Origin of the sequence: Kribbella sp. ALI-6-A (assembly GCF_001984195.1) — a bacterium.
Lineage (GTDB): Bacteria > Actinomycetota > Actinomycetes > Propionibacteriales > Kribbellaceae > Kribbella.
Genome location: NZ_MTQN01000009.1, coordinates 630,399 through 645,432, shown reverse-complemented (window position 1 = coordinate 645,432; position 15,034 = coordinate 630,399). Strand labels below are relative to the sequence as shown.

Below are 15,034 nucleotides of genomic sequence, written 5' to 3'. Positions count from 1 at the left end.
GGTAGAACGTTCTGTCTTGACATTGAACGGTGCTCGCGACATGCTGTGTGTACGGAACGTTCGGTCTACTTCTGAACCGCGTTCTTCGCACATCTTTCGAAAGGAACCTCGTGAGCACCGTTGAATCACCTGCCACCGGAGGAGTAGCGGCCGCACTGCGCCGGCTGTACTTCGTGCGGTTCGGCTTCGCCATCGTCTGGGCGATCCTGCTGTTCACCACCAAGTCGGACCTCGGTCCGCTCGGCGTCACGCTGGTCGTGCTGTACCCGCTGTTCGACGTCGCCGCGGCGGTCGTCGACGCTCGATCGTCCCAGGGGGCCCGGTCCGCGCGCGGCCTGTACGTGAACATCGCGATCAGCCTGATCGCCACCATCGGCCTGGCGATCGCCAGCACGTCCGGTGTGCCGGCCGTCCTGCGGGTGTGGGGCGCCTGGGCGATCGTAGCCGGGCTGGTCCAGCTGATCGTTGCCGTCGGTCGTCGCGCGATGGGCGGGCAGTGGCCGATGATCCTGAGCGGTGGCCTGTCCGTGCTGGCCGGCGCGTCGTTCGTCGCGGGCGCCTCCGCGGAGGACCCGAAGCTGACCAACATCGCCGGTTACGCGATCCTCGGCGGCATCTTCTTCCTCGTCTCGGCGATCCGGCTCGGCCGCGCCGCGAAGGGGAACTGACATGACCACCACGTACGACGTCGTCATCATCGGCGCGGGTCCCGTCGGCGAGAACGTCGCCGACCGCCTCGTGCAGGGCGGTCTGACCGCCGCCATCGTCGAGCGGGAACTGGTCGGGGGCGAGTGCTCCTACTGGGCCTGCATGCCGACCAAGGCGTTGCTGCGCAGCGCGGCGGCGCTCCGGGCGGCCCGTCAGGTGTCCGGCGCCCGGGAAGCCGTGACCGGTGACCTGGACGTGGCCGCGGTACTCAGCCGTCGCGACTCCTTCGCTTCGAACTGGCAGGACGAGGGACAGGCGTCGTGGCTGGAGTCGGTGGGCGTCCCGCTGTACCGCGGCCACGGCCGGATCAGCTCCGAGCGGGTCGTCGAGGTGACCGCGGACGACGGTACGGCGACGACGCTGACCGCGCGGCACGCCGTGGTCGTCGCGACCGGGAGCGGCGCGCTGGTCCCGGACATCGAAGGCCTCCGCGCGGCGGCACCCTGGACCAGCCGGGAAACGGTCGCGGCGAAGGAGGTTCCGGGCCGGCTCGCCATCATCGGTGGTGGTGTTGTGGCCTCGGAGATGGCGACCGCGTTCAGCGATCTGGGCTCGTCGGTGACGATGCTGGCGCGTGACGGCGTACTGCATCTCGCGGAGCCGTTCGCCGGTGAGCGGGTGGCGGATTCGCTGCGGGACAAGGGAGTGTCGGTGCGTATCGGCGCCGAAGCCGCTGCCGTGAAGCGCAACGACGACGGCTCGGTCTCCATCACCCTGACCGACGGCGAGCAGCTCGACGCCGACGAACTGCTGGTCGCGATCGGCCGCACGCCGAACACCCAGGACATCGGGCTCGACACCGTCGGCCTGACGCCGGGAGCGTGGCTCGCGGTCGACGACACGATGCGGGTCGTCGGGCTGGACGGCGCGCCGCACGGCGACGGCTGGCTGTACGCCGCCGGCGACGTGAACCGGCGGGTCCTGCTGACCCACCAAGGCAAGTACCAGGCCCGCGCTGTCGGCGACGTGATCGTGGCGCGCGTGACGGGCGGACCGGTCGAGGACGGCCGATGGGGCCGGCACGCGGCGACCGCCGACGAGCGCGCGGTGCCGCAGGTGGTGTTCACCGATCCGGAGATCGCGTCGGTAGGACTGACCGCGGCCGCCGCCGAAGCCGCCGGGCTGCGGATCCGGGTCGTCGACTACGACCTGGCCGCCACCGCCGGATCGTCCCTGCACGCCGAGGGTTACCAGGGGCACGCCCGGATGGTCGTCGACGAGGACCGCAAGGTGATCGTCGGATTCACCCTGGTCGGTCCGGACGTCGCGGAAATGGTGCACGCGGCAACGATCGCCATCGTCGGCGAGGTTCCGCTCGACCGGCTCTGGCACGCCGTCCCGGCGTTCCCCACCGTCAGCGAGGTCTGGCTGCGGCTGCTGGAAGCCTACGGCCGCTGAGCCGCCCCACTGGTGTCCGTCCCCGGTGAATCCACCGGGACCGGACACCGGGCAAACCTTCTTCTCCCTCTCCCCGAAAGGGTCTGTTCGTCATGCGTTTGCGCTTCTCCCGCCTCGCGGTCGCCGGTGCCACCGCGCTCGCCCTGCTCGCCGCCACCGTGCCGTCCGTGGCGTCGGCCGTCGGCACGTCGGACCGAACGCCGAAGCCGACCATCGTGCTCGTCCACGGTGCGTGGGCCGACTCCTCGAGCTGGAACCCCGTCATCGAGCGGCTGCGCCACGACGGTTACCCCGTCCGCGCCCTCGCCAATCCGCTGCAGGGATTGACCAGTGACACCGCCTACGTCACCAGCTACCTGTCCACGATCGACGGTCCCAAGGTGCTGGTCGGTCACTCCTACGGCGGCGCCGTCATCACCAACGCCGCCACCGCCGTCCCCGACGTCAAGTCGCTCGTCTACATCGCGGGTTTCATCCCCGCCAAGGGCGAGACCATCGGTGAGCTCGCGGCCAAGTCGACGCCGCCGCTGCCGTTGATCTCCACCCAGGTTCCGGGCGGCACGGAGGTCAGCCTCGAGCCGGCCCAGTTCCGTTCGGCCTTCGCCGCCGACCTGGACGGAACCGCCGCGACGGACCTCGCCACCACCCAGCGGCCCGCCAACACCAAGGCGGTCACCGACGCCAGCGTCACCGAGGGTTTCCGCACCATCCCCAGCTGGGCGCTGCTCACTCGTCAGGACCACGCCATTTCCCCGACCTGCAACGCTTCATGACCAGCCGGGCACACGCCCGCGTCACCGAGGTGGACGCGTCCCACGCGGTCATGCTCAGTCGTCCCGGCGCCGTCACGAAGCTCATCGAGCAAGCGGCGCGGTAACCACCCCTACGCGCGCAGGCATTCTCGCAGTGGTCGAGGAGGCGTACGGCCACGTCACCGGCAGCCTCTTCCTGTACAGCGTTCCGCTGGCTCTCGTCGCGCTGGTGTGAATTCTGTTCATTCGAGAAGTGCTCTGCGCACCTCCAGCGTCGTCGACGGCTGACCCCGAAGACGCCTCCCGAAAGTTCGCCGACGAGGCAGTGACAGCGGGCGCGCTGTCCTCTACTGTGTAGTGGACGTTACATACACGTATAGCGGACGTTACATCGGGAGATCGAGATGTGGGTCGATGTCTTTGCCAGGTTCACGGCCAGGAGTTTCGCGTGATCAGCGAGCAGCGCCGTTCGTTGGTACGCGTCGAGCAGCTGACCAAGTTCTTCGGGTCCACCTGCGCACTGGACCACGTCGACCTCACGGTGCACGCCGGGGAGGTGCTGGCCGTGGTAGGGCACAACGGCTCGGGCAAGTCGACCTTGGTGAAGCTGCTGGCCGGGTTCCACACCCCCGACGGCGGCACCATCGGCCTGCGTGGCGACGACGGTGAGGAGACCGAGCTGCGCTTCATCCATCAGGACCTGGGGCTGGTCGGATCCCTGTCCACGGTGGAGAACCTCGCGCTGGGTTCGGCCTCGGACGGCCCGCCGTGGCGGCGCCTGCGCAAGGCGGCCGAGCGGCTTCAGGCCATCGAGCTGGTCGCGCAGTTCGGGGTCGACTTCGACGTCGACGCGCTGGTGCAGGAGCTCTCGCCGGCGGAGCAGACGATCGTGGCGATCGCCCGCGCGCTTCGGGGCTGGAACGAGGAACGGAACGTGGTCCTTGTGCTCGACGAGCCGACCGCCGCGCTGCACGGGACGGAGGTCGACCGGCTGATGGCCGTCGTCCGCCGGGTGGCCGAGCGTGGGGCCGGCGTGCTGTTCATCTCGCATCGCCTCGACGAGGTCCTCGGCGTCGCCGACACCGTCGTGGCGCTGCGCAACGGGGCAGTGGTCGGCAATCTGCCCTGCTCCGAGACCGACTACGCGGGACTCGTGGAACTGGTCGCCGGCAGCGCGGTCGAGGAGCTGCAACGCCGCCCTGCCGAACGTGGCGATGTCGTGCTCCACGTCACGGCCCTGCAGGGCAAGGCGATCCGGGACTTCGACGTGACCGTGCACGCGGGAGAGATTGTCGGCGTGGCCGGCATCCTGGGCTCGGGGCGTGACGAGGTGTGCGCCACGATCTTCGGCGGGCGTCGAAGGACCCACGGCACGGTACGGCTGCGCGACAACGACCTCGCTCCCGGAGACCTGCGCCAGTCCATCCGCCGCGGTGCCGCGTTCGTACCGGGCGATCGGCACAAGCACGGGGCGGTGATGACGATGACCGCGGCCGAGAACCTCGAGTCCGTCCGCGTCCCAGGCGTCGAGGGACGGTGGCAGCGGGTCAGGAAGCTCGACGAGTCACGCGAGATCGCCGAATGGTTCGCGGCGTGCGGGGTGGTCCCGAGCCGGCCGGAGATGCCGCTGTCTGAGTTCAGTGGCGGCAACCAGCAGAAGGTGGTGCTGGCCAAGTGGTTGCGCACCCACCCGAACCTGCTGCTGCTCGAAGAGCCCACGCAGGGAGTGGATGTCGGGGCCAAGGCGGTGATCCACCAGTTGATCGTGCGGACGGCCAACCAGGGTGCCGCGGTGCTGGTGGCCTCCTCGGAGGCGAAAGAGCTCGCGCAGCTGTGCGATCGCGTCCTGGTCCTGGCCGACGGGGTCGTCGTCGACGAAGTCGCGGGCGCGGAGCTGACCGAGGCCCGGATCCTCCACGCGAGCGTGCCGGTATGAGCGCCACCGACACCGGCCGGAAACCGGCCTCGGACAACAACCCCACGACGTCAGGAGATCAGGCCCCCATGTCCGCCATCAGCACGAACCAGACGCGCAATGGCTGGCACGGCCTGCGCCACACTCTTGCCTTCCACAACATCAGCGCGGTCTACATCTGGATCGCCATGGTGATCCTGTTCTCGATCCTGGTGCCCGAGACGTTCCCGACGGTGGACACGGTCCGGATCGTGCTCGCCGACCAGGCTCTGACAGCGATCCTGGCCATCGGCCTGGTCCTCCCGCTCGCGGCCGGTGCCTTCGATCTCTCGATCGGTTCGCAACTCGGCCTGGCCGCCATCGTGGTGGCGTGGATGCTGTCGGTTCAGGACCTCGGAGTGTGGATCTCCATCCTGGGCACCCTCGTGGTCGGGGTGGCCGTCGGGCTGATCAACGGCCTGCTGATCGTGAAGGCGAAGATCAGCTCGTTCATCACGACACTGGGCATGAGCTCGATCATCCTGGCCGGGATCTCGTGGATCTCGCACGACGCCCAGATCCTGGATCTCGGGACGGATTTCCAGCAGATCGCGACCCACCCGATCCTCGGAGTGCCGCTGTCGGTCTACGTGATGCTCGTGCTCGCCGCCTGCGTCTGGTACCTGCTCGACAACACCCACCTGGGCCGGGCGGTCTACGCCACCGGCGGCAACACGGAGGCGGCGCGACTGGCCGGCGTACGGACCGAGGTGGTTGTGGTGGCGTGCCTGGTGAGCTGCTCGTTGCTGGCCGCGGTCGCCGGCATCCTGCTCAGCTCGTCGCTCGCGACCGGTGATCCGACGATCGGCCCCGGCTACATGCTGCCGGCGTTCGCGGCGGCGTTCCTCGGATCGACCCAGTTCCGCAACGGCCGGTTCAACGTACTCGGGACAGTCGTCGCGGTCTACGTCCTCGCGACCGGCGTGAAGGGCCTGCAACTGGCCGGCGCGCCGGTGTGGATCCCGGAGCTCTTCAACGGCGTCGCGCTGCTGGTGGCCGTGGCGGTGAACCGTCGGCAGGGGTCGGCGCGCCGGGCCCGCTCGGCCAGGGCCGCGACGCCCGTCGCCGCCGAACGTGCCGCCTGAGCCGGATCGATCAGCTCGTTCAAGCACAACTTTTGCAAGGAGAACTGCCATGATGAGACGTAGATTCGCCCTCGGGGCCACCGCGACGCTGGCCGGACTGGCGTTGGTTGCCGGCTGCGGGAGCAGCGGGCAGGAAACGGCGACGGCTCTGAGTGTCGACGCCCAGGCCAAGGCGAAGGAGCTGGTCGGGCCGTACGAGGGCCGGCCCGGGGCGTTTCCGATCACCGAGCGGCTCGGTTCGCCGGTCCCGCCCGGCACGCGGATCGCCTACATCGACAACGGGAACGCGCTGGTCTCACTGATCTTCCGGCTCATGCAGCCGGCCGCCAAGGAACTCGGTGTCGACCTGTACGCCGTACGCGCGGGCACCTCGGCCAGCGGCGTACAGGCCGCGTTCAGCACCGTTGTCCAGCAGCGTCCGGACGCGGTGATCAACACCGCCATCGATCCGGCCCTGTGGGACAACCAGCGCAAACAGCTCATTGCTGAAGGAATTCCGGTCGTCTCTCTCGGCACCGTGGCGCCGGCGAGCAGCGGACTCGTGCAGCCGAACGGCGCAGCGGCGTTCGAGCGGCAGGGCCGGCTGCAAGCGGCCTGGCTGGTGGCCAACAACGACAAGTCGGTCGAAGCGGTGCTGTACGAACACAACGAGCTCGCCTACGCCGCGGCGGTCAAGAAGGGGTTCGAGAGTGAGCTGGACAAACTGTGCCCTGACTGCACGGCCAGAGTCGTGCAGATCCCGATCACCGAGGTCGGCAACAAGGCTCCGGAGCGGATCGTCAGCGACCTCCAAGCGCACCCGGACACCCGTGCCGTCGTCTTCCAGTCCTCAGCGGCGGCGACGGGACTGCCTGCGAAGCTCAAGGTCGCCGGGCTGAAGGACGTGCAGATCGTCGGGGCGAACCCGCTGCCGACCAACTTGCAGTACCTGAAGGACAAGCAGGGCACCGTCGAGCTGGGCGCGGACCTCAACACGCTCGCCTGGACCGCCATCGACACCGCGGCCCGCCTGATCGTCGGGCAGAAGCTGCAGCCGAACGTGGTCAAGGGTGATGCGCTGGTGCACCAGTTCCTGCGTCCGGAGGACATCACCTTCGATCCCACCCGCGGGTTCTCGGCGTACCCGGACGTCGCCGAGCGGTTCAAGATTCTTTGGAAGCGATGACCCGGCCCTCGCGCCGTCGGCCTGCGGTCAGCAGCGCGACGTCATCCTGAGCACGAGTTTCGACGGTACGACGTACGTGTCGCATGCGCCCGAGGTGTACATGGTGACGACGGAGGCGACGGCCCGCCGTACCTAGCGCGGACGCAGTCCGTCGACGACCACGGTGAGCATGCGTTCTAGCTGGGCGCGCTGGTCGGGCGCGCCGGCCACGGACAGTACGCCGGCGAGGATGCCGCCGATGTCGACCGGATCGATGTCGCGGCGCAGTTCACCTGCTTCGGCGCCCGCCTCGAGCACCATGCCCAGGATCTGCTGGACCTCGTCGCAGACCGGGCCGGTGCCGAAGCGGCCGGTGGCGCTCATCGCGACCAGCGCTTCACAGATGCCGCGTCGTTCACCGGCCCATTCGGCGAAGCGGAGCATCCAGGCGTGCAGGGCCTCGGCGGGCTCTTCGGTGGCCAGCAGCGCTCGCGCGTCGTCGCGCAACGGGCGGATCTGGTCGCGATAGACCTCTTCGACCAGGTCCTCCCGGGTGGGGAAGTGCCGGTACAGCGTGGCGTTGCCCACGCCGGCGCGTTTGGCGATCGCGTCCAGCGAGATCGCCTGTCCGGACGCGAAAACCTCAGCGGCCGTGGCGATCAGGTGCGCTCGGTTGCGCTGGGCATCGGCGCGCAGGGTGCTTCGTGGAGGTGTCATGGCCTTCGCGATCAGGAGTGGGGTCGAGGGTTGAAACGGGGACATCCCCGGATAGTCTACAGTGAGGTAATCGGGGACCTCCCCGCTTGTTCATCCCGATCGCTCCCGACGAAAGGCCCGTCATGCCCGCAGCGCTCATCACCGGCGGTACGACCGGAATCGGCAGGGCAACCGCCGAACTGCTCCACGCTCGCGGCTACCAGGTCGCCGTCACCGGGCGGAATCCCGACTCTCTTGCGCGAGCGCGGCGCGAACTTCCCGGCGACGTCCTGGTGGTCCGATCCGACGCGCGCGTCCTGGCCGACACCGAGGTGCTCGCGGCGACCGTGTCCGAACGGTTCGGGCGTCTCGACCTGCTGTTCCTCAATGCGGGGATCTTCCAGCCCGCACCGGTGGCCGACGTGACGGAGGAAGCGTTCGACGAGCAGGTCGACGTCAACTTCAAGGGCCAGTTCTTCACGCTCCAGAAGGCCCTTCCGCTGATGAACGACGGCGGATCGATCGTGTTCACCGTGGGCATCGGAGCCCGTCGCGGGAGCCCGGGCGCCACGCTGGGGGCCGCGACACGCGGTGCCCTGCTGGCGATGTTGCCGTCGCTGGCGCTCGAGCTGGCGCCACGCAGGATCCGCGTCAATGCCGTGAGTCCCGGTGCTACCGAGACTCCGCTGTTCGACAAGCTCGCAGTTCCCCAAAGTGGCCGGGACGCGATGCGCGCGAACATCCCGTTCGAGCGCTTCGGATCGAGCCGGGAGGTCGCGGAAGTCGTCGCCTTCCTCGGATCCGATGCCGCCGGCTACGTCACCGGTCAGGACGTCGCCGTCGCCGGTGGCTACGGGCTCGGTGTCTGAAACTCACGCTCTTCCACGCACTCGAAATCACACCAGGAGAAGACAATGACACTCACCCTCGACACCTACCGGCAGCTGGGGCGTTCCGGCCTGCGAGTCTCGCCGCTCGCTCTCGGAGCGGCCACCTTCGGCAACGAATGGGGCTGGGGTGCGGAGCAGGACGAGGCACGCAAGCTGTTCGACCTGTACGTCGAGCGCGGCGGGAACTTCATCGACACCGCGGTCACCTACACCAACGGTACGTCGGAGCGCATGCTCGGTGAATTCGCGAAGGACCGGCGCGACAGCTTGGTCCTGGCAACGAAGTACACGACGCTGCGTCGGCCCGACGACCCCAACTCCGGTGGTGCGAGCCGGAAAAGTCTTTTCGGGGCGGTCGAAACCAGTTTGCGACAGCTGAACACCGACTACATCGACCTGCTCTACCTGCACGTGTGGGACTCCACCACGCCCGTCGATGAGATTCTCCGCGGGCTGGACGACCTCGTGCAGCAGGGCAAGGTGCTGTATGTCGCGATCTCCAACACCCCGGCCTGGCAGATCTCGCGCATGCAGACGATCGCCGATCTGCGCGGCTGGTCGCCGTTCGTCGCGCTGCAGTTGGAGTACAACCTGGTGGAGCGTACCGGCGAGCGTGACCTCATCCCGATGGCCCAGGAGCTGGGGTTGGGAACGGTGCTGTGGTCGCCGTTGGCCGGCGGCGTACTCACCGGCAAGTACAGCCGCCAGGACCTGGCCGCGACGCCGTCCGGCGAGGGCGAGAGCGTCCGCAAGAGTTTCAACGTCGCCCTCGGTGGCGTGACCGAGCGCAGCCTCGCCATCGTCGACGTGGTGAAGGAGGTCGCCGACGAAGCCGGCCGTACGCCGGCCCAGGTGGGGCTCGCCTGGGCCCTGCAGAACCCAGGGGTGACGGCGCCGATCATCGGAGCCCGAACCGTCGATCAGCTGCAGGAGAACCTGGGAGCGTTGGAGGTCGAGCTCACGCCGTCCCAGCTGACGCGTCTGGACGAGGTCAGCGCGATCGACCTCGGGTTCCCACACGCCATGCTCGCGAGCGACCACATCCGCATCCAGACCCGGGGCGACTTGAAGATCCAAGCCCGCCGCTGACGATCGGCAGGGGAGTACCTCAGATCACAATCGACGCGGTGTCGAGTTTTATCAACACGGCGTAGACTCTCTGGTGTGACTGCGGCGACGAGCGGTAAGCGACGGCAGGGTCCGCGCAAGGGAGATCTGCGCGAGAAGGCGATTCTCGACGCGGCCGAGGAGTTGCTCGGGCGTGAAGGCGTCGAGTTGATGACGGTGGAGTCGATCGCCAAGGGCGCCGGAATCTCGCGGGCCTCGTTGTACTTCTACTTCGGCTCCAAGCTGGAGGTGCTGACGGCGCTGGTGGGCCGGACGGTCGACGCGCTGGCCGCCCAGGCGGAGGTCGCCGAGGCCGCGGACGAGTCCGTCGAGGACGTCGTCCGGGCGTCGGTGCGGCACACCGCGAACTCGTGGCGCGAGCACGGGCTGGTGATGCGCGCTGCCGTCGACCTCACACCGGTGACGCCGGCCATCCGCGGTCTGTGGACCGGCACGGTGAACCGGTACGCCGCCGCCATGACGGAGGTGCTCGCGCGGGCCGGCGTACCCGATCCGGCGGTGGCCGAAGCGCTGTGCTGGATGACCGAGCGCACTTTCTACTGGGCGAGCGTCAACGGCGACGACCTCGACCGCACTGCCGACATCTGCGCACAGATCTGGTGCGCGACGATCCGAGGGAACAACTGATGCCCGAATTTCTGATCACCGGCGTGAGCAGCGGCCTGGGCCGCGCCTTCGCCGAAGGAGCACTGGCCGCCGGTCACACCGTGATCGGCACGGTCCGCAAACCCGCCGATGCCGAGGCCTTCACGGCTCTGCACCCGTCCAGGGCGCATGCCCGGCTGCTCGATGTCACCGACGACGAGGCAGTGTTCGCGCTGGTCGAGGAGATCGAGAAGGAGGTCGGCCCGATCGACGCGGTGATCGCGAACGCCGGCTACGGCCACGAGGGGGTGTTCGAGGAGTCCCCGCTGTCGCAACTGCGCGATCAGTTCGCCGTGAACGTCTTCGGTGTGGCCGCGACCGTGCAGGCGGTTCTGCCGTACCTGCGACGCCGCCGGGCCGGGCACATCTTCGCGGTCACCTCGATGGGTGGGCTGATGACCGTGCCGGGGTTGGCGTACTACTGCGGCAGCAAGTACGCCGTCGAAGGCATGCTGGAGGCCGTCGGCAAGGAAGTGGCCGGCTTCGGCGTCCACGTGACCGCGATCGAACCGGGCTCGTTCCGTACCGACTGGGCCGGCCGGTCCATGGTCCGCGCCGAGCGCACGATCGCCGACTACGACGAACTCTTCGAGCCGATTCGCGCCGCCCGGCAAACCGCCAGCGGCAACCAGTTGGGCGACCCAGCGAAGGCGGCGGCCGCCGTACTCGAGGTCTTCAACTCTCCGGAGCCGCCTGCTCACCTGGTCCTTGGCTCCGACGCCCTTCGCCTGGTCCGGGCCGGTCGCTCGGCGGTCGACGCCGACATCGATCGATGGGAGAAGCTGACGGTCAGCACCGACTTTCCCACCGGCGCCCAGCTCGGCTGATCCCTGTCAATAGGTGTCATTGACGGCTGGGGTGATGACCCCGCCGTGTTCACTGTTGCTTCTCCCGTCGTTCAGCGACCGTCGTGAGCACCGGCCCACGATCGGTGGCGCCGAACTTCGGCGATCGCCCACGGCCTTCGGGCCGTGGCGAGTCGGAACGCCAGGAGGACAACGTCATGGAGGCAGAACCATCGCTGCGGCCGGCTCGCACGCGAAGCCGCCCGTGGTACCGGCGCCTGCAGATCTGGATCCTTGTGGGCGCGGTCGGCGGGGCGGTGACCGGACTCGTCGCTCCCGGCTTCGGGCGGGCGCTGGCCCCGCTGGGTGAGGTCTTCGTCAGTCTGCTGACCATGACGCTCGGCCCGATCGTGTTCTGCATGGTTGTCGCCGGCATCGGAGCCGTCGCCGACCTGCGGCAGGTGGGCCGGGTGGCGTTTCGATCGATCGTGTACTTCGAGGTCATCACCACGCTCGCTCTGCTGCTGGGCCTCGCCGTGGTCAACCTGGTGCGGCCCGGTGCCGGCCTGCACATCTCGCCCGCGAGTCTCGTGGTCAGTGAGGACGCCGCGCAGAAGGTGGAGTCGGCCCAGCCGCTGTCGGCGTTCGACCATCTCACGCATGCGATTCCGAGCAACATCGTGGCCAGCTTCGCCGACGGCGCGGTCCTGCAGATCCTGGTGTTCGCCGTGCTGTTCGGCCTCGCGCTGGCGGTGCTCGGCGAACGGGGCCGGCCGATCACCCGGGGGATCGAGCGGCTGTCCGAGGTGCTCTTCACCGTCGTCCGGTTCGTCACCTGTGTCGCACCGATCGGCGTGTTCGGGGCGATGGCGTACACGCTGGGCAGCTTCGGGGCCACGACCATCGGCGGCCTGGTGAAACTCGTCGCGACGTTCTACGCAACGTCGATCGTGTTCGTCGTGGTGGTCTTCGGTGGCGTCCTGCTGCTCAGCCGGCTGAACCCGCTGCGGGTGTTCGCCTACTTCAAGGAGGAGATCGTGCTCGCCCTGGGCGCGTCCTCGTCCGAAGTCGCGGTGCCTGGCATCATCCGCAAACTCGAGCACGTCGGGGTGTCGAAAGGTACGGCGGGCATCAGTGTCGGGGCGGGATACTCGTTCAACCTCGACGGCACTTGCCTGTACCTCACGCTGGCCTCCATGTTCATCGCGCAGGCTCTCGATCTGCGGCTGGACTTCGGTCAGCAGTTGGCGTTGCTCCTGGTGATGTTGCTGTCCTCGAAGGGCTCCGCCGGTGTCAGCGGTGGCGGCTTCGTCCAACTCACTGCGACCATCTCGTCGTTCTCGCTCATCCCGGTGTCGGGAGTGATGCTCGTGTTCGGTATCGACCGCTTCATGTCGGAGTGCCGTGCGGTCGTGAACGCTCTCGGCAACGCCATCGCCGGCCTCGTCATCGCTCGCTTCGAAGGTGAGATCACCCCGGTGCAGGTGACGCGCATCATGACCGGGGAGGCGCCGGGGTACGTCCGCGAACTCGACCGGACAACGTCTACGAACGACCCGGAGCAGGCCCATCAAGTCGCCCCTGAACCAGTAGGCGCGGGGACCGGATCGAACCACTCGGAAGAGGAAAACCAATGACCACCGTCATCGCCAACGACCGTACCTACCAGGTGCCAGACCGGCCGGTGGTCGTCTTCACCGTCGACGGTGGGGACCCGCGGTACTTCCGGGACGGCTTGCAGCGCGGCATCATGCCGCGGCTGCAGCGCATGCTCGAGGCCGGCGGAGAGTTCGGCGTCGGCGCCTCGGAGGTGCCGAGCCTGACCAACCCGAACAACATCTCGATCGTGACCGGTGTGCCGCCGGCCCTCCACGGCATCCCCGGCAACTACATGCGAACCCCGGACGGCGAGTTGGTCCTGCTCAACGACCCCAGATACCTCCGGGCACCGAGCATCCACGCCTGCTTCGAACAGGCCGGCGTTGCGACCCTGATGATCACAGCGAAGGACAAACTGCGACAGCTGCTCGGCAACGGGGGAGTGCCGAGCGTGAGCGTGGAATGTGCCGCGGGGGCTGGTTTGCCGGCGTACGGGATCGAATCGCTCGAGGAACTCGTCGGAGATCCGGCCCCACACGTCTACGACACCTTCTCCAGCCACTACGGCATGCGCCTCGGGCTGGCCGCGCTCCGCGCCGTACCGCAGCTGCGTCTGCTCTATGTCTCGCTCACCGACCGGGTCCAGCACGAGTACGCTCCCGGCGAGTCCGAAGCAGATCGGTTCTTCACGGAGTTCGACCGGCTGGTGGGCGAGTATCTCGACGCGGGCTGCACGGTGGCGATCACCGCCGACCACGGGATGAACGCCAAGCACGACAGCGAAACCGGGCGACCTCGGGTGCGGTTCCTGAAGGATCTGCTCGCTGCCGCCGGGATTCCGGTGCACGAAGTCGTACTGCCGATCACCGATCCTTATCCCCGCCACCACGGCGCCCTCGGCTCCTTCGCGTGGCTGTACCTCGACCCCGAGCACCGGAGCCCCGCGCGTGAGATTCTCGCCGCCGTACCCGGCATCGAGGAGATCTTGGACGCGGAGACGGCGGCGACGCTGTACGAACTTCCCGTGGACCGAGTGGGAGACCTCGCGGTGACCGCGGCGGCCGACACGGCTCTGGGAGCGTCCGCGGCGGACCACGACCTGACTCAGTTACACCGTCGTCTACGCTCTCACGGCGGGCGGCACGAGCAGCCGGTCCCACTCATCGTCAGTCAGAAGATCGCCGGACCGCTGGCCGCGCGGTACCGTGCGGGAATCCTGCGGAACCGCGACATCCACGACCTCGTGCTCAACCACACGGCTCCGGCCGCGGGCTGACCGGAGCCACCGTGCGATCACCGGATCTCCATCAGCTGAGGGTTTTCGTCGCGATCGTCGACGCCGGCGGATTCTCTGCCGCCGCACCACGGCTGGGACTGACCCAGTCGACGGTGTCCACGCACTTACGGCGGCTCGAAGCTGAACTGGGAACCGTACTGATCGACCGGAGCGGGAACTCGTTGCGTCTGACAACGGCCGGAGAATCGCTGCTCGGGTACGCCCGCCAGATCCTCGCGCTGACCGAGGCGGCGCTCGATCAGCTCGCCCGATTGAGCACCAAACCGGTCACCGGGACGCTCACCATCGGAGGAACCACGACGTCCGGCGAGCGGATCCTCCCGGAACGGCTGCAGAGCTTCCTTCAGCGGTATCCCGACGTCACGCTGGCGCTGTCGGTGTCGAACACCGCCGATACGGTGCGCCAGGTGCTGGACGGCTCGCTCGCCCTGGCCTTGGTCGGCGACGACGTCGACAAGGCACTGTTGATCAGCCGACCGGTCGGGACCGAGCAGCAGATCGTGATCGTGTCCGGCTCGCACCCGCTCGCGGGCCAGCGAGTTGAGCCCGGCGACCTGCGCGGGACCAGTGTGCTCGTCCGTGAGCCCGGCTCGAGCACTCGCCGCTACCAGGAACGGCTGTATGCCGAGTGGCGGATCCCACGGTCGACGATCAGCAGTATGGCGAGCACGTCGGCGATCACCAACGCCGTCGCCGCGGGCCTCGGGATTTCCTGCCTGCCCCGGGTCGCCGTACGCGACGCGCTCGCCTCCGGCCGCGTTGCCCAGCTTCACCTCGATCCGGCGCCGCCCGACCGGCCCGTCACCGTCATCCGGAATCGCGATCGTCCGTTGTCGCAGCTCGAGGAGTTGTTCCTCGCTCACCTCGAGCGCGCGGCCACCGGGCCCGAGACGTCGACCGGCGGGGGGACTGGTTTCCAGGGGTCGACGTCACCGCTTGGTTGAGGCTTTGGC

The 15,034-nt window shown here is 68.4% G+C and carries 14 protein-coding genes; 13 read left to right on the top strand and 1 reads right to left on the bottom strand.

The window, feature by feature from the left end; translation table 11 throughout:
- The first annotated feature begins 110 nt into the window (after nt 1–110).
- From BWI15_RS12005 to BWI15_RS11980, 6 genes are all read left to right on the top strand, one after another.
- On the top strand, nt 111–668 hold the full coding sequence (locus tag BWI15_RS12005; RefSeq protein WP_077014395.1) for a hypothetical protein: 558 nt from the start codon (nt 111–113) through the stop codon (nt 666–668).
- A 1-nt stretch (nt 669) separates the two neighbouring features.
- Nucleotides 670–2,106, top strand: a complete 1,437-nt coding sequence (locus BWI15_RS12000) for a dihydrolipoyl dehydrogenase family protein (RefSeq protein ID WP_077014394.1) — start codon at nt 670–672, stop codon at nt 2,104–2,106.
- 92 nt (nt 2,107–2,198) lie between these two features.
- Nucleotides 2,199–2,879 (top strand): alpha/beta fold hydrolase, encoded by a 681-nt coding sequence (locus tag BWI15_RS11995; RefSeq protein WP_237771235.1) that lies wholly within the window; start codon nt 2,199–2,201, stop codon nt 2,877–2,879.
- Between the two features lie 427 nt (nt 2,880–3,306).
- Nucleotides 3,307–4,794 (top strand): sugar ABC transporter ATP-binding protein, encoded by a 1,488-nt coding sequence (locus tag BWI15_RS11990; RefSeq protein ID WP_143465507.1) that lies wholly within the window; start codon nt 3,307–3,309, stop codon nt 4,792–4,794.
- A 68-nt stretch (nt 4,795–4,862) separates the two neighbouring features.
- A complete protein-coding gene (locus BWI15_RS11985) occupies nt 4,863–5,897 on the top strand; it encodes an ABC transporter permease (RefSeq protein WP_077014393.1) in 1,035 nt (344 codons plus the stop codon).
- A gap of 49 nt (nt 5,898–5,946) precedes the next feature.
- Nucleotides 5,947–7,062: a sugar ABC transporter substrate-binding protein gene (locus BWI15_RS11980; protein ID WP_077014392.1), complete on the top strand. Its 1,116-nt coding sequence runs from the start codon at nt 5,947–5,949 to the stop codon at nt 7,060–7,062.
- Nucleotides 7,063–7,194: 132 nt separating this feature from the next.
- Here BWI15_RS11980 and BWI15_RS11975 read toward each other — a convergent pair whose 3' ends face one another.
- Complete coding sequence (locus BWI15_RS11975; protein WP_237771234.1) at nt 7,195–7,803, bottom strand: TetR/AcrR family transcriptional regulator; 609 nt, start codon at nt 7,801–7,803, stop codon at nt 7,195–7,197.
- 77 nt (nt 7,804–7,880) lie between these two features.
- On the opposite strand from BWI15_RS11975, the gene BWI15_RS11970 reads away from it, so the two are divergent.
- The 7 genes from BWI15_RS11970 to BWI15_RS11940 all read left to right on the top strand — a co-directional run bounded on the left by BWI15_RS11970 (nt 7,881) and on the right by BWI15_RS11940 (nt 15,025).
- Nucleotides 7,881–8,606 carry an SDR family oxidoreductase gene (locus BWI15_RS11970; RefSeq protein ID WP_077014391.1) on the top strand — a complete coding sequence of 242 codons (726 nt, stop codon included), beginning with the start codon at nt 7,881–7,883 and terminating at the stop codon, nt 8,604–8,606.
- A gap of 45 nt (nt 8,607–8,651) precedes the next feature.
- Nucleotides 8,652–9,716: an aldo/keto reductase gene (locus BWI15_RS11965; protein ID WP_077014390.1), complete on the top strand. Its 1,065-nt coding sequence runs from the start codon at nt 8,652–8,654 to the stop codon at nt 9,714–9,716.
- Nucleotides 9,717–9,791: 75 nt separating this feature from the next.
- Nucleotides 9,792–10,382 (top strand): TetR/AcrR family transcriptional regulator, encoded by a 591-nt coding sequence (locus BWI15_RS11960; protein ID WP_077014389.1) that lies wholly within the window; start codon nt 9,792–9,794, stop codon nt 10,380–10,382.
- Nucleotides 10,382–11,227: an oxidoreductase gene (locus BWI15_RS11955; protein ID WP_077014388.1), complete on the top strand. Its 846-nt coding sequence runs from the start codon at nt 10,382–10,384 to the stop codon at nt 11,225–11,227. The genes BWI15_RS11960 and BWI15_RS11955 overlap by 1 nt, the downstream gene beginning before the upstream one ends.
- Nucleotides 11,228–11,403: 176 nt before the next feature.
- Nucleotides 11,404–12,822 (top strand): cation:dicarboxylate symporter family transporter, encoded by a 1,419-nt coding sequence (locus BWI15_RS11950; protein WP_077014387.1) that lies wholly within the window; start codon nt 11,404–11,406, stop codon nt 12,820–12,822.
- On the top strand, nt 12,819–14,060 hold the full coding sequence (locus BWI15_RS11945) for an alkaline phosphatase family protein (protein WP_077014386.1): 1,242 nt from the start codon (nt 12,819–12,821) through the stop codon (nt 14,058–14,060). Before BWI15_RS11950 ends, BWI15_RS11945 begins: the two co-directional genes overlap by 4 nt.
- Before the next feature lie 11 nt (nt 14,061–14,071).
- Nucleotides 14,072–15,025 carry a LysR family transcriptional regulator gene (locus tag BWI15_RS11940; RefSeq protein WP_077014385.1) on the top strand — a complete coding sequence of 318 codons (954 nt, stop codon included), beginning with the start codon at nt 14,072–14,074 and terminating at the stop codon, nt 15,023–15,025.
- Nucleotides 15,026–15,034 lie beyond the last annotated feature (9 nt).

Excerpts from the sequence above, each read along its gene's own strand:
- BWI15_RS12000 (WP_077014394.1), top strand. The coding sequence starts at position 670 with ATGACCACCACGTACGACGTCGTCATCATCGGCGCGGGTCCCGTCGGC.
- BWI15_RS11995 (WP_237771235.1), top strand. The coding sequence starts at position 2,199 with ATGCGTTTGCGCTTCTCCCGCCTCGCGGTCGCCGGTGCCACCGCGCTC.
- BWI15_RS11985 (WP_077014393.1), top strand. The coding sequence starts at position 4,863 with ATGTCCGCCATCAGCACGAACCAGACGCGCAATGGCTGGCACGGCCTG.
- BWI15_RS11980 (WP_077014392.1), top strand. The coding sequence starts at position 5,947 with ATGATGAGACGTAGATTCGCCCTCGGGGCCACCGCGACGCTGGCCGGA.
- BWI15_RS11975 (WP_237771234.1), bottom strand. The coding sequence starts at position 7,803 with ATGTCCCCGTTTCAACCCTCGACCCCACTCCTGATCGCGAAGGCCATG.
- BWI15_RS11970 (WP_077014391.1), top strand. The coding sequence starts at position 7,881 with ATGCCCGCAGCGCTCATCACCGGCGGTACGACCGGAATCGGCAGGGCA.
- BWI15_RS11965 (WP_077014390.1), top strand. The coding sequence starts at position 8,652 with ATGACACTCACCCTCGACACCTACCGGCAGCTGGGGCGTTCCGGCCTG.
- BWI15_RS11955 (WP_077014388.1), top strand. The coding sequence starts at position 10,382 with ATGCCCGAATTTCTGATCACCGGCGTGAGCAGCGGCCTGGGCCGCGCC.
- BWI15_RS11950 (WP_077014387.1), top strand. The coding sequence starts at position 11,404 with ATGGAGGCAGAACCATCGCTGCGGCCGGCTCGCACGCGAAGCCGCCCG.
- BWI15_RS11945 (WP_077014386.1), top strand. The coding sequence starts at position 12,819 with ATGACCACCGTCATCGCCAACGACCGTACCTACCAGGTGCCAGACCGG.